The organism is Streptomyces sp. NPDC003300 (assembly GCF_040610915.1).
Lineage (GTDB): Bacteria > Actinomycetota > Actinomycetes > Streptomycetales > Streptomycetaceae > Actinacidiphila.
The window spans coordinates 158,911-171,864 of record NZ_JBEXNE010000004.1 but is presented as its reverse complement, the minus strand read 5'-3'; the positions used below and the strand labels follow the sequence as shown (position 1 = coordinate 171,864).

Annotated in this window: 14 protein-coding genes; 3 read left to right on the top strand and 11 right to left on the bottom strand. The window is 65.3% G+C overall.

All coding sequences use genetic code 11. From position 1 onward, the window contains the following. Positions 1-179: 179 nt before the first annotated feature. The 10 genes from ABZX65_RS07880 to ABZX65_RS07835 all read right to left on the bottom strand — a co-directional run bounded on the left by ABZX65_RS07880 (position 180) and on the right by ABZX65_RS07835 (position 7,472). Positions 180-1,082: a bifunctional DNA primase/polymerase gene (locus tag ABZX65_RS07880; protein WP_355336086.1), complete on the bottom strand. Its 903-nt coding sequence runs from the start codon at positions 1,080-1,082 to the stop codon at positions 180-182. 88 nt (positions 1,083-1,170) lie between these two features. Then, complete coding sequence (locus tag ABZX65_RS07875; RefSeq protein WP_355336084.1) at positions 1,171-1,974, bottom strand: hypothetical protein; 804 nt, start codon at positions 1,972-1,974, stop codon at positions 1,171-1,173. Continuing rightward, on the bottom strand, positions 1,968-2,585 hold the full coding sequence (locus tag ABZX65_RS07870; protein ID WP_355336082.1) for a hypothetical protein: 618 nt from the start codon (positions 2,583-2,585) through the stop codon (positions 1,968-1,970). Before ABZX65_RS07870 ends, ABZX65_RS07875 begins: the two co-directional genes overlap by 7 nt. Positions 2,586-2,604: 19 nt before the next feature. Then, positions 2,605-2,796, bottom strand: a complete 192-nt coding sequence (locus ABZX65_RS07865; protein ID WP_355336080.1) for a hypothetical protein — start codon at positions 2,794-2,796, stop codon at positions 2,605-2,607. Continuing rightward, positions 2,793-3,095 (bottom strand): hypothetical protein, encoded by a 303-nt coding sequence (locus ABZX65_RS07860; RefSeq protein ID WP_355336078.1) that lies wholly within the window; start codon positions 3,093-3,095, stop codon positions 2,793-2,795. The genes ABZX65_RS07865 and ABZX65_RS07860 overlap by 4 nt, the downstream gene beginning before the upstream one ends. Positions 3,096-3,235: 140 nt before the next feature. Beyond that, positions 3,236-5,326 carry a cell division protein FtsK gene (locus ABZX65_RS07855; RefSeq protein WP_355336429.1) on the bottom strand — a complete coding sequence of 697 codons (2,091 nt, stop codon included), beginning with the start codon at positions 5,324-5,326 and terminating at the stop codon, positions 3,236-3,238. Positions 5,327-5,465: 139 nt separating this feature from the next. Then, positions 5,466-5,852: an RRQRL motif-containing zinc-binding protein gene (locus tag ABZX65_RS07850; protein ID WP_355336076.1), complete on the bottom strand. Its 387-nt coding sequence runs from the start codon at positions 5,850-5,852 to the stop codon at positions 5,466-5,468. Further along, positions 5,852-6,700, bottom strand: coding sequence for a DUF2637 domain-containing protein (locus ABZX65_RS07845; protein WP_355336074.1), 849 nt, complete (start codon positions 6,698-6,700; stop codon positions 5,852-5,854). The genes ABZX65_RS07850 and ABZX65_RS07845 overlap by 1 nt, the downstream gene beginning before the upstream one ends. Next, the gene (locus tag ABZX65_RS07840; protein ID WP_355336072.1) at positions 6,697-7,182 is read right to left on the bottom strand and encodes a Pycsar system effector family protein; all 486 of its coding nucleotides are present in this window, start codon (positions 7,180-7,182) and stop codon (positions 6,697-6,699) included. The genes ABZX65_RS07845 and ABZX65_RS07840 overlap by 4 nt, the downstream gene beginning before the upstream one ends. Continuing rightward, positions 7,179-7,472: a hypothetical protein gene (locus tag ABZX65_RS07835; RefSeq protein ID WP_355336070.1), complete on the bottom strand. Its 294-nt coding sequence runs from the start codon at positions 7,470-7,472 to the stop codon at positions 7,179-7,181. Before ABZX65_RS07835 ends, ABZX65_RS07840 begins: the two co-directional genes overlap by 4 nt. A gap of 424 nt (positions 7,473-7,896) precedes the next feature. On the opposite strand from ABZX65_RS07835, the gene ABZX65_RS07830 reads away from it, so the two are divergent. Both ABZX65_RS07830 and ABZX65_RS07825 read left to right on the top strand, forming a co-directional pair. Continuing rightward, the gene (locus ABZX65_RS07830; protein WP_355336068.1) at positions 7,897-8,688 is read left to right on the top strand and encodes a GntR family transcriptional regulator; all 792 of its coding nucleotides are present in this window, start codon (positions 7,897-7,899) and stop codon (positions 8,686-8,688) included. A gap of 53 nt (positions 8,689-8,741) precedes the next feature. Next, positions 8,742-9,332, top strand: a complete 591-nt coding sequence (locus ABZX65_RS07825; protein WP_355336428.1) for a YdcF family protein — start codon at positions 8,742-8,744, stop codon at positions 9,330-9,332. A gap of 642 nt (positions 9,333-9,974) precedes the next feature. On the opposite strand, the gene ABZX65_RS07820 is transcribed toward ABZX65_RS07825, so the two are convergent. Then, positions 9,975-11,459, bottom strand: coding sequence for an RNA-directed DNA polymerase (locus ABZX65_RS07820; protein ID WP_355336066.1), 1,485 nt, complete (start codon positions 11,457-11,459; stop codon positions 9,975-9,977). 766 nt (positions 11,460-12,225) lie between these two features. On the opposite strand from ABZX65_RS07820, the gene ABZX65_RS07815 reads away from it, so the two are divergent. Next, positions 12,226-12,942 carry a hypothetical protein gene (locus ABZX65_RS07815; RefSeq protein WP_355336064.1) on the top strand — a complete coding sequence of 239 codons (717 nt, stop codon included), beginning with the start codon at positions 12,226-12,228 and terminating at the stop codon, positions 12,940-12,942. Positions 12,943-12,954: the final 12 nt, after the last annotated feature.

The following is a 12,954-nucleotide window of genomic DNA, read 5'->3' as shown; positions in this document are numbered from 1 at the left end:
CGCCCTCCTCCTTTCGATCCGGTAATCGCGCGGCAGCAAGTCAGGGCACCGAGCAGAAGGGACGCCCTGGCGGGCGACGTTCTTCAGCGCACTACGTCCGGACCACGTACGGCTCGGAGCGGCGTGTGCGGGTCGGTGCAGGGTGGGGAGGCTCTTCAGCCGGGGAGGCAGCGGGGACCTCATGCTGTCCTCCGCTGCGGGTTGTGTCCGATCGACCAGTTCAAAGCGCTTCGCAGCGTCGAGCGGCACTGCGCCGGCGGCAGACCCGCAGACTCCCCCGCCTGCTGAAGAGCCTCCTCAACCACATGCCGCGGAAGGTCGCCCCACGCGACGAACCGCCCCAGGGCGCGGGCGGCCCGAAAAAGCGCCGCTTCGCGACCTCCGTCCAACGCTGTCGCCACTTCGGTGCGTTCACGCTCCAGCGCGGTATCCGCATAGTTGATTGCGCGGGTTGTGGTGGCCACAGAAATGCGTCCTGCGTGCCGCTGAGCGGGCGCCAGGGCGGTTTGCAGCCATTCAGGTAGGTCTGCAATAGGCGCGTCTTCCTCGACCGTGTACGCCCCTTGTGCCGTCAGGCTTCCGGGCGCGACGACATATCCGCCCCACGCCCGAGTATCGATCTTCTGCGCGAGCCTGCCTTTGCTGCTCGGCAGCCGAATTCCCCGCGGCGTGGCGAAGTACAAGTGCTCCCCGCCGCTGGGAGTCCGGATACGTCGAGTCGTCGGCACCGACTGACCGGCGCGCTCGCAGAGCGCCGCAAAGGCGGTCGCGCCATCAGGCGCGTCCGGACTGTCCTTCGGCTTGAGTGTGTCGAGATCCACCACCAGAAGCCCGGCCGGCCCGGTGGCAACCCCGACGTTGAACGGTCCTGCCACCCAGCACCTCTCGATACGAGCGGGATCCGTGGTGGCGCGCTGCTCGAACTTCCGGTGACCACCGACGCACTCTCCAGTGCCAGGGCAGCGGCGCTCACCGTGCAGGGCGGGCGGCTTGTCACCAGGGCGGAGCGGAAAGACAGGCCACCCGCGAGCGGCAGTCTCAAGTGCCGCGGCGATCAGCGCGGCGCGTTCGGGATAGGGCATTCTGGGGTTCTCCTGTCGGTCTTCGGACGGGCGGGGAGAACCGCGGCGGCGGGCGACCTTGCTGGGGAGTCCCGCCGCCGCGGCGTAGCTAAGTGCCGAGGCCGGGTTGATGCCAGGGCGGCAGGGCTGCCAGCGTCCGGTCACGCCAGTTCAGGGCGTAAGGCAGGCAGTTCGCGCAGTTCTTATGGGTGGTGTGGCCAGGCATGGGCGGCCGGCGGCGCGCGTGATACGACCACGCGGCAGAGTCGGCGGAGGCCATGAGGTGCCCGACCTTGGCCAGTCCGAGAGTCTTGAAGCCGAAGCCGTGCAGTTTGAGGCCCTGGGCGGCAAGTGTGGTGACGATGGCGGCGCCCTCAGCGGTGGACTGCCGACGACAGACTGAACCCAAGCCAACGACCGGTTCGCGAGTCAGGTCTACGCCCTCGCGTGCGTAGAGGCCGACGCAGCGTTCGTAATCTGGGAGCTCCCATCCCTGCACTACCGGGATGATCGGCAACTCCGGGGCGAGTTCCTTCAGCAGCAGATAGTTTCCGACAGTGCGGCGCTGGTGCTCAACGACGCTCAGACCGGTGCCGGCGAAGGTCTGCCCGCCAAAGGTCCCGCCGTGGATGATCGCGGGTTCACACATCCAGTCCTGCGGTGCGGCCCATCCAAATGGGCCGACCTGTTCGCGGATGAGACGGAGATCATCGACGTACCGCTGCGGCTCGATGGTCCAGCGACCGAACCGCTGAAGGATTGTGAACCCGCCGGAGTCGATGGCGTACGGGCCTATCGCCCGCGGCATGCTTCGGGCAGTGCCTACCCCGAAGTGCTCGTACTTCAGGAACAGCGGGACGCTGGTGGCCTCCACCCAACGCCGCTTGTGCGTCGTCAGGTAGAACCTCACCATCCCTCCTTGCCCATGCCATTGGGGAGCTCCGGCAGTCCTGCTTTGCTGAGCGCGGCCGGGTCAAAGCCCGGCAGCGTGGCGCGGGCGGTGAGGGCCGCGGCCAGCGCGGTGGCGTACTCACCGCCGGCGCGGGCCGTTTCGACCTGCGCGCGGGCGCGGATGACCTCGACGGTTTCGATGTGCTGGTGTGTCTCGCGCCGTGCCTCGGTGGCGCGTTCGTACGCGGTCGTCTCGCGGCGGTCGGTGCGCCAGTGCCGGTGGGCCAGGACGTAGCTGAGCACGGTGGCCACCGACCAGAGCAGCAACGGCAAAGGCAAGCCGTCCGCGTAGGCGGCCACTCCCGCGAGGGCGAGGGTGCCGGCCGCGGTGAAGCCGACCGCGGCGGACGTGGATTCGCCGTGTTCGCCGGTGGCCAGGGCGTTGCCCGCGAAGGCGGCGCCCGCGGCGAGCAGCCCCATCACGGACGCGTCTCCGACGCTGTGCTGCGCACCGTTGGCGTTCCAGATCCGAGCAAGGATCAGCACGGTGGACGTGGCGATGGCCGGTGCTGCCTTGGGCGCGGCGGCGATGAGCCAGTGCCGAGCCACGATGGGCGAGTTGGGCTCGTTCACGGTGGTGCCTCCCTTCGGTTCAGCGCATCTGGCCAACGGCCTGAGCGGCAGCGGTGACGAGTTGGGTGATGGGCTGAGCGGCGCCCGTGGCGGCGGCGTAGAAGCCGAAGAGGAACACCACGACCGCGGCGCCGAACGAGGTGGCCTTGTACCGGAGGGCCAGAGCGGTGCCGGTGCCGAAGAGCAGTACGGCGGAGACGGACAGGATCACGGGCGGTCTCCCTGGCTCGGAGCGAACGGACGGGCAGGGGCCGCGGGTTGGGTGGTGCCGCGCTGGTGTGCGCGGCGGTAGAGGTTGTAGAGGTGGCGTCCGCGGCGTATGCGAATGCCGTGGCCGTCGCAGCGGCGGCAGTGCCTGCCGCGCTTGGGTCGTCCCTTGCGGTCGGTGGTGGTGGCGAAGCCGAAGCCGCGGCACTTGCGGCAGCGTCCGAACGGCTGGCCCGCACACACGGCCGCGTAACCGAGGGTGATGAGCAGGAGGAAGGCGCTAGCGAGGACGGGGAGGGTCACAATGTGCCTCCAGGGCAGGTTTCCGGGGTTTGAGCAGGTGGCCCGCTAGTAACTAGCGGGCTGATCAGGTGCCGGATGGGGCGCTAGGCGCGGCGCTAGGTCTAGCGGGTGCCGGTGCTAGACCTAGCGCCGTTCCGGAGTCAGCCCGCGTCCCGCTTCTTGTCACGCTCCGCGATCGCGGTGGTGATGTGGGCGCGGGTGATGCCGCGGCGGTTGGCGCCCTTGCCGTCGTCGGTCTTGCCCCAGACCTGGCCGGTGGTGATGCCGTGCGGCTTGAGGACGTAGGCGAGTTGGTCGGGCTCCCAGCCGCCGTAGACGTCCGGCCGCAGCTCCCCGAGGCGGGCGACGACGGTCTCGGACCAGACCTTCGTCTCGTCCGGGGCGATGACCGCGAGCAGGTCGGCGAGCAGGTCGTACGACGGGCCGGTGACCGCCTCCGGGCTCTCCCCCAGTGCGTGACCGGACAGGGTGCCGGCCTTGTCCCGCGAGGCGCGGGCACGTGCGGCGATGCGCTCGGAGATCACGGCGTCCGCGTAGACGCTGCGGACGATCCGGGCGTCCGAGCCCTCTCCAACGAAATAGTGGATGCCCTTGTCCGCCCAGGCGAACATGGTGGCCCGCACGCCGCGCTTGTACGCGCCGGTGCCGAGCACCATGTCGTTCTCGATCTGGCCCATGACCTTCATGCAGAACCGCGTCGAGGCGTTCGCGCTGATGCCGGTCGGCAGGGACTTGGAGTCCGGCCGCTGGGTCGCGAGCAGCAGAACGATGCCGGTGGCAGGGCCACGCTTGACCAGATCGGTGCAGATCTCCTCGAACTCCGCCCCGTACGTGGGGTGTTCGAACCAGACCTGGCACTCGTCCACCCCGACCACGATCGGGTGCAGCCCGAGGCTGCGCTTAGAGGCGAGTTCGCTGGTCACCTTGGACTCCGGGCAGATGTCCCGCGGCAGGGAACGGATCATCTTGGCCCGCCGCCGCAGTTCCTCGCGGAGTCCGCGCATGTCGGCGATGGCGTGCTCGATGTCCTCGATCTCCTCGCCGGCGCGGTGCCGGTGAGCCACCGCGTCGCCCACGGTGTCGAGGTCGCCGGTGCCCTTGAGGTCGTACGTGTGCAGCTCCGCCCGCGGATCGAGTGCGGCGATGAGCAGAAGCAGCCTGAGCAGGAACGTCTTGCCCATGCGCGGGATGGCGCCGATGATTCCGGCGATGTACATCATGGTGAGTTCCACCCACCGTCCGCGCTGGTCGGTGCCGAACCCGACGGGCTTGAACAGATCCACGCTGCCGGACTTGGCCAGCGGCCACGCGGGCTGTTTGGCCTTGTTCATGTCCTGGTCCCCCACCCACAGGATCAGGTGCCCGGTGTGGGTGGCCGGGTCGCCCTCGGGCCACACGGTGCCCAGCGGCCGGCGCAGAGCTGACGCGAGGCGGTCGCGCTTGTCGATGACGTCGGCGACGGTCACACCGAGCGGCAGGTCGCCCTCGGCACGCCAGCCGGGACCGTCGCGGGTGATCGGGGCAGTAGACACCAGCGCCCGACCGCCCTTGGCAACGGCCTGATTGACCGGCGCGATGCCCAGCGACGCCAGTGCGGTCAGCACCATGTCGCCGGTGAGCTTGGGTGTGTCCGGTACGTCCACGGCGTGCGTGACGATCGGCCGGTCGGACGGGGTGCCGTACCAGCCGAGCGCCAGCGTGACCGCCGTACCTGCGACCGCGAGCAGCCACGTCGGAGCCAGAATCCACAGCGCGAGCGCCGTGGGCAACCCGATCAAGCAGGCCAGACCGAACAGGATGCTGCGCAGCTTGACGCGGTTGTCTCGCTGCCGCGACAGCTTGAGGTAGTCCCCCGCATCTTCGCGCAGCACGGCGTCCGCGCGGACCGGCATGCCTTCGGCGTCGCTGACCCATCGCATGGTCCCGTTGATGAACTTCGCGGCACCCGCCGGCGCCCGCAGCGCGAGCCGACCGGCGTACGGCAGGACGCGCAACGCGTGATACCCGGCGAGGTGAGCGCTGTAGCCACCGGCCCACTTCGCAGCAGTGGCGAACTCCGTACGGGAAGTGAGCCACGCCGGCAACAGGTCGTGCCGCTTTGCGCCCATGGCGCGGGCGAGGAAGCCCGGCCCGGTGGGCTGGGGACCGTCGACCATTACGACAGCTTCCGGGTCCCGCTCGACCGTGGCCGTACCGGCAGGGGCGGCGCGCTTGGTCAGGATGTCGACCACCTCGGCGCCCCCGTGGTCCGGGGGTTCAGGCTGGTCAGGGATGTTGATGTCAGACACGATTGCCGTACTCCTCTTCTCGGATGGGGAGTCGGGGCCCGGCCGGCGCTTTGGTCGGTGAACGGCCGGGCCCTTGTGCTGGTCAAGCGGCGCGCTGTTCCTCGGGGTACGCGCAGGACACGCAGCAGCCGAGCGAGGTCGGGATGACGTATCCGGCGTCGGTGCGGCACTGTGGACAGGTGCGGCGGGCGAGCATCGCCGCGGCGTGCGCGGCCCACTTGCCCGGAGTCATCGGACGGACCGGCTTTGCCAGGTCCACGCGGTACAGATACGCCACCGCGGAGCCGGACTTGCGGCGGCGGGAACGGCGCATGACCTGGGCTGCTATCGGTTGACCACCCGGCCGTAAGCCGCGGGCACGAAGCTGCCGGCGCGTCGCCATGCCGTCCGGGGCCAGGCGCCATGGGTAGGTGGGGATTCCCCACGTGGCGCCGGTCGGGTCGTAGCACTTGCCGAAGGTCAGCGACATCAGGCCGCCGCCTCAGCGTCGTCGGCGTCGTTGCCCTCGGACCGCTCAGCGCGCAACACGTCCCGCAGCGTGCGGCCGTTGGCTGCTGACGTACGGACCGCCTTACGGATCGCCTCACCGGTCAGCGCAGCGTCGTCCCATTCAGCGGTGACCGCCCGCGCCTCGCTCAGCAGTTGTTCCGGAGTGCGACTCGGTCGGGGCGTACGAGCCGACTGCGGCACCCGACCGGTTGCCCGACGCGGGCCACTCCCAGTCGAGACAGCGGCAGCGACCGGAGCCGACTCAATCGGCTCCGACTTGGGCGACTCCAGCCCAGCCGGAACGGGCGTAGCGGGTACTACCGGCGACGCCGACTTGCCCAGGTCAGACCCCAACCGATTTGCAGTAGAGACAAATGAATGATCCTGATCTGCGACCGGCGCCGGTCGGTGGTGCAGAACCTTCGCCACCAGATCCGACCCGAAGAAGATCGAGCCGACCGGCAGCGACGTGGCAAGCAGAACGAGCGTCCAGTTCGCGGGCGCCCAGTCGGCCAGGTGCATCCGACTCGCCGCAGCGGTGTGCAGTGCGGGAACGAGCCCGTGCACGTAGTTCAGGACGAGCGAGGCGACCGTGTATCCGGCAAGCACGCGAAGCGCGAACCGCCGGTCAGCACCGGTCAGTACGAGCGTGGCGACCAGGGCGAGGGCCATCAGGCCATCGACCACGAACGGGTAAAGCAGCGCCGCGGCGTGGTCGGCGCCCACGGCGCGGGCGACATCGCGTTGCGCGTTCCAGGAAACCCGGAACGCCATCCCGACCACGACCACGAGTGCCGCAATCAGCAGGGCTTTGGCAGTGCGGTTCATGCCGCACCCCCAAGCATGATCAGGGCGGCGATGACCAGCAGCGCGCCGGCGAAGCAGGTCAGATCGACCGCGCGCCGCAGGCAAACGAATTTGGCGACCGCGATCCGCGACAGCGCCGCCACATGCTCGGGCCGGTCATCCCGCGCGAGCGACATGCGGACTTCGTCCGGGGTGAGGGTCGCCCACAGCGGGAAACCGACTGGTCGGCCACTGCCCAGGTTCGGCCGGACCGCCCACAACAGCAGCCCGGCCACCGTCAGCAGCACAGCCACACCGGCGAGGCCGAACACGATCGCCCCCATGGGAAAGTGGCGACCGGTGGCGACCGTCCACACCCCTGCCAGCAAGGCTCCGACGAACGCCAGCAGCAGTGAGACCTTGTTGTCCGTCCGGGCAATCTCGGCTTTCACGTCGGCCCGTGCGGCGTCGAGGTTCGCGTTCACGCGATCCGCTTCCGCGCTGGGCCGGTCAGGGGCGTTCATGCCGCCGCTCCCTTCCGGCCCAACCGACGCCGCGAGGTGGGCCGCGGCAACGGGATGATGCCGAAGAGCTCCGGGGCGTACGCCTCGATTGCCTCGGCGGCGACCTGGCTCACGCGGTCCGGCAGGGTGGGATCGTCGGCGAGGATGTCGCGGGCCGCCGCCAGCCGGGCGGCGCGCTCTTCCTTGTCTTCGCCCTCGACCCCGAGCCACAGTTCGACCGGGGTGCCGAGGGCCAGTTCTACGAAGTCGTGCTCACTGACGGCCTGATGATGGCCGATGTACGAGCGCATACAGCTCTCCTGTTAATCGGTGGAGCGGGGAGAGCCGCGGCAGCGGGCGACCTTGCTGGGGAGTCCAGCCACCGCGGCGAATAGGTGTGCAAGCAGACCGCGCCGATCCGAACGGCAGGCGCGACAGCCATACGTCGATGACGAGTGGCCATGGCCACCGCCGCCGCTGAACTGCGGCGGCGGGACCAAAACCACTGGTGCGTGCACGGTCTGCTTGCCAGGCACCGTGCGATTCAGTTCTCAAGGAACGAGCGCTTCCTTCGGACCGCTTACACGGCCCTCCGGGCGCCTGAGCAGCACAAACAAGGCCACTTGATTCACAGTCCCAGGACTGCGAACCGCTTGAGAAGAGAATGCACCGCAGTCCCAGGACTGTCAACAGTCCTGGGACTATGTTTGACTGGACGTCTTGAGAGGAGGCGCGATGGCGTCGAAGTGGCGAGAACTCGCGGACCGTCTTGCCGAGGAGATCCGGAACGGCGACTACAAGCCTGGTCAGCCGCTGCCGCACATCCGCACGCTGGTGGAAGCAGGTGAGGGCTCCAAGTCGACCGTGCACATGGCGTACAAGGCGCTGGAAGCGGAAGGGCTCGTCACGTCATCACGCGGGCACGGCACGGTCGTACGTCAGCAGACGCCGTTGAAGCGACTCGGCATCGCGCGCTATGACAAGGCCAAGTGGCGTGACGGGGACGAGGTGGCGTTCATCGCGGACCGCGTGGCCTCCGGCCGGCCGTACCACCGCGGCGAGCAGACCCAGACCGTGAGTCGGATTGAGGGCAGTGCGCTCGTCACCAACGCCCTCGGGCTTCCGGAGGGTGCCCAGGTCTACGCCCGAGCGCGGCTCGTCAAGGAAGGTGACCAACCGACCCACACCCTGACGAGCTACTACCGCCCCGAGCACGTCGAGGGCACGCGCATCGTTGATCCAACTCCGGGGCCCGCCGGCCGCGGCGGCGGCTTCCGCGTGCTGTACGACGCGGGATACGAGATCGACCACATGCGAGAGCGGATCTTCGCCCGTATGCCCACCCCGGACGAGGTGGACCTGTTGAAGCTGCCGACCGGTGAGCCCGTCGTAGAGCTGCACCGCACCACGTACACGGCAGATGGCACTGTCGTGGAGTTCGCCCTTGGCGTCCATGCCGCATCCCGCTTCGCCTGGGAATACGACTTCAAGGTGCCCGACTCAGCCCAGGATGGAGACCCCGCGTGACCCTCTCACCGGAAGTCCGCGCAGACGCTCTGATCCTCTGGGACTACCTCCAGATGCACCACGAGCCGCGCCCCTGCTCGGTGTCCATCGCCCTGGGCAGTCACGATCTCGGCGTCGCGGACACCGCAGCCGACATGTACCACCGCGGCTTCGCCCCCCTGATCGTCATGACCGGCGCCACCAGCCGCACGACCGAAGCGAAGATGCCGCGCGGCGAGGCAGCCCACTACCGCGAACGCGCCCTGGAACTCGGCGTCCCAGACTCCGCGATCCTCGTAGAACCCCGAGCCCGCAACACGGGCGAGAACATCACCTTCTCGCGAGAGCTCCTGCAAGCCGCCGGCGTGGACGTCACCTCAGTCCTACTGATCAGCAAGCCGTACGAAGAGCGCCGCGCCTACGCCACTGCCCGGAAAATCTGGCCGTCCGTCGAGTGCGTCTGCGAATCCGCATCGGTGAGCTACGACGAGTACGTGACCACTATCCAAGACGAAAATTTGGTCATCGACATGATGGTAGGGGCCCTGCAACGCCTACTCATCTACCCCAAGCAAGGCTTCATTGTTGATCCACACGTTAGCGTTACCGCAAAACTCGCATTTGATCGCCTGCGCAATGAGCAATTTACGAGCCGCCTTACCTAAGCCAATCGCAAGAGCCGTGAGCACTAGGAATTACGTCGACCACCCGCAAGCAGAAATTACAATCTCGAATCTAGAGTGGTGACAAAGAATCGGCAGACTTCTTCGCATTTTACCACGCTTCGATCTCCGATAATAATTCGCCTGTCCCTAACTGCAACATCCACCCCTTTTAGCTTGCTGCGCAATCCGGGCTTGTCAAACAGCTTCGGCGTCACCCTTCCCAATCCATGTGCAATTATATTTCGCACGTCAACTGCACTGTGAAAATCAGAGAATCCGCTTCGAATATTTACACCGAAATAATTAGCAAAAGCATCTTCGCGATTTTGCCACGTGAGTGATGCTTGCATCTCAATTTCGGCGAGCGCAGTACGCGCGATATCAGAGTGGCCAGGCAGCCTCTCCCTCAAAACTTCAGCGAAAAGCGCGTCTACGTAAGACTCCGAAATTCCTACGATTCGCAAGTACGCAGACTGAGCGCCACTATCACTCGTAACGTCACTCACCATGTGGGTCGACATAAAGCGCCCGTAACTCAACGGCGAGGATGACTCACGCAAATAGTTGGCACACGTTGCTCGCATGGATATGACACTATCCTCCGTAAGCTGACGTGGAACTCGACGCAGATTCATATCGCCTCTACAAAATGAACTTGGCAAGATCTACGGAATCTCGCATTGCTTGAAACTGTCTAGCTTGCGCCGTACCAGCGTTGCCGGGCCCCAGATGTGCAACTGCTGCTAGATACCACGTCCCCAGCACGCCCGGAGCTCTACGGAACTGTGCATCGAGGGCAGAGATCTCCAAATGTGACTCCTGCGCTAGTGCAAGACCGATTTCTGCTCTGAGCACTGGGCTGCGATCAGAATAAAAAATTTCAGTGAAAAGTTGACGTCTTCCCTCGTGATTACCTGGAGACGAGCCACTAAGAAGCTTGCACTCTCGAACGGCATGAGCCATCCACAGTTTTTGCCAGTCAGATAGAAAAACATGTTCCAACACACTATCAATGCATGCTGAAACCCTAACCGGTTGTGCACTGAACCGTGAGATCAAGTAACGGGTGACTGTTGGAGTCAGCGAGGGCAAGTAGGTGACTAGACTTTGTGCGCGGTCGATTGCCGCGTCGCTCCCTCCTCGCGAGATGCCGTTGATTGCGCGACGTATTTTGCGTACATCTGCTGCCGAAGCAGACCGCAAATCTATCCATCCGGGAGGGTCCTCCGCAGCATTCGAGCTAACTCCAGAGTTCGAAAGTACAGATTCAGCCTCCTCCACGTCCTCTTCTAGCGCCTCTTCCATATAGTCCATGACTGTAAACTCTGGCTCTCCTTCACCGGGGCGCGGGATGAGGTCAGATACGCTCAACCCAAACACTTCAAAGGCGTACCCGAAAAAAGTCGGAGTCACCGTCTTATGCTCCCCGAGAGTCAAACCAACGGAGCGCGACGATCTATCCAAAGCTTCAATTGCATCAAGAGCGTGTTCATAACTTTCGCACGCAATTCTGAAATCATCATTGAATCTCCATGTCGGGAACCCTTGACGCAGTAGATCGCGTTCGATTATATCCGCATACGCTTCCGACAAGACATCCGAGGCATCCAGTAGTTGCGGTATCCCAAATTTCCTACCCTGACATTCTTGCAAAATCTCCATTAGCGATCGAATCGCCTCGTGTTTCCCAGTCCTGGCTAGCAATTCTCGCGCAAGAATATCGTGATCAATGTACTGGTAGAAAGCAGTTATGTCACTCTTGACGACATGCTTGACGGGGGAGTCTCCCACGGTAAGGAAACCCGAGCCACCAGCCGACCATGCGTAGTCGATTGGAGCTTGCACGAACGACAGGTATGCATTGGCGTCGCGCTGCAAGGGTTTCTCGTCGCGCATGATATATTCAACGATCGCCCGATAAACTACCCTCTCCGTCGGCCCCCAGAAGGCCAGTGGTCGAATCCCGTGCCCAACTTTTCGAGACGGCATGACCTCCTCTCGAAGCACAACTAGACCGGCTCTAAGCTGTCCAATTATCCACTTCGTGTATTTCCCGCAGTTTTTCTTAATAGCGTCCCACGATGGCTCTTCCGGCAGCAGCGATCTGAATGAGTCGGCCTCTGCCAAAATGGATTCTGAGATCTTAAGCTGCTTTATTAGGGACTCAGGGAAGGGGTGCACATTTCCATGATAGTGGCCAGCGCGAGACCTTGCAGCGTTACTACAGAAAACATTCGATCTCTACGGCGCCATGGCCCAGCCTCTCATCAGGATGTAGGGCGGCCAAGGAAGCAAGTTGGGTTCCACCGGGTGCCCCAGTCGGAGACAATCGCTGCGCGATGGACATCTGTGCAGCCTGTCCGACTGTCCGGTCAGGTGTCTGAACTGCAAGGTCCCACGGGACAGCGTCGAAGTAAGGCGTCCGAGGTGTCCGGTCAGAGCACTTGCACCGACCCGAGTGCTTGCGCCTGTCGGCAAGGGCGACTCGGGTGGGTTCCTAACGTCTCCGCTCTCAACCTTCACTGCCGACTGAGTGTCTAACTGCGCTACAACGACCGTAGACGTCAGTGGACGCTCCCGGACTCCCGTGGACGCTTAACACAGGTCAGCCGGATACAACCGCTCGTCGTGAGGTTGCCCAGACTGCTTCGGGACGAAGAGGCCGTGGGTTCAAATCCCGCCACCCCGACGGTATAGCAGCAGGTCAGGGCCCTGATCCTCACTGAGGACGGGGCCCTGAGTCGTTCCCGGGGGCGTCTTGGGAGCCATTTGGGAGCCAAACTCGTCAGCCGGCTCCCGGGCAGGAGCGGCCCGGCTGGGCGGAACGCCTGGAGCGGCCCCGGCAACGGCGCTACGGTCGCCCCACGGATTGTCGGCCGGGGGGAAGCACACCATGCAGGACAGATCAGCGGAAGAGCAGTTGGTGCCCATGGCGATCTCCGGGCCCCTCATCGCCGGTGAGGTATCGCTGCCCGAGGTCATGCCCCGGCTCCAGCAGGACCGTCCAGTGTTCCGCTCAGAGGCGGACCTCCAGCACAGCTTCGCGCGCGTGCTGTGGGAACTGGCCCCCAAGATCCAGTCCAGGCTGGAGGTCCGCCAGAACGCCCCGGACGCGCCCGGCGCCGAGTACCTCGACCTGCTGTGCATCGGCCCTGCGGCCTGCACGGCCACCGAGTTCAAGTACCGCACGGTGGAGTGGTCGGGTTCGGCTGCGCCTGACCAGGAGCAGTACGCGCTGAGGTCTCACTCAGCCACCGACCTGGCCCGCCTAGGCTTCGTCTCCGACATCGCCCGTCTGGAGCGCTTCGGCAACCGCCCTGACCAGAACGGCCTGGCCCTCCTCATCACCAACGAAGCCAGCCTGTGGACGCCGCCGAAGCAGGGCAACAGCCGGGACCGCGACTTCCGCCTCCACGAGGGCCGCACCCTTTCGAACCAACTCCTCTGGGGCGGCGGTGACTATCCGCGAAACACACGGAACCTGCGCGGCTCCTACTTCCTCAACTGGCAGCCGTACTCACTGCAAGACGGACCTCGGGGCGAGTTCCGCTACCTCGCCGTCGTCATCGGCCCAGAGCCGACGCCATGTCTCCCAACCCAGCAGCCATAACGGCTTGACGCC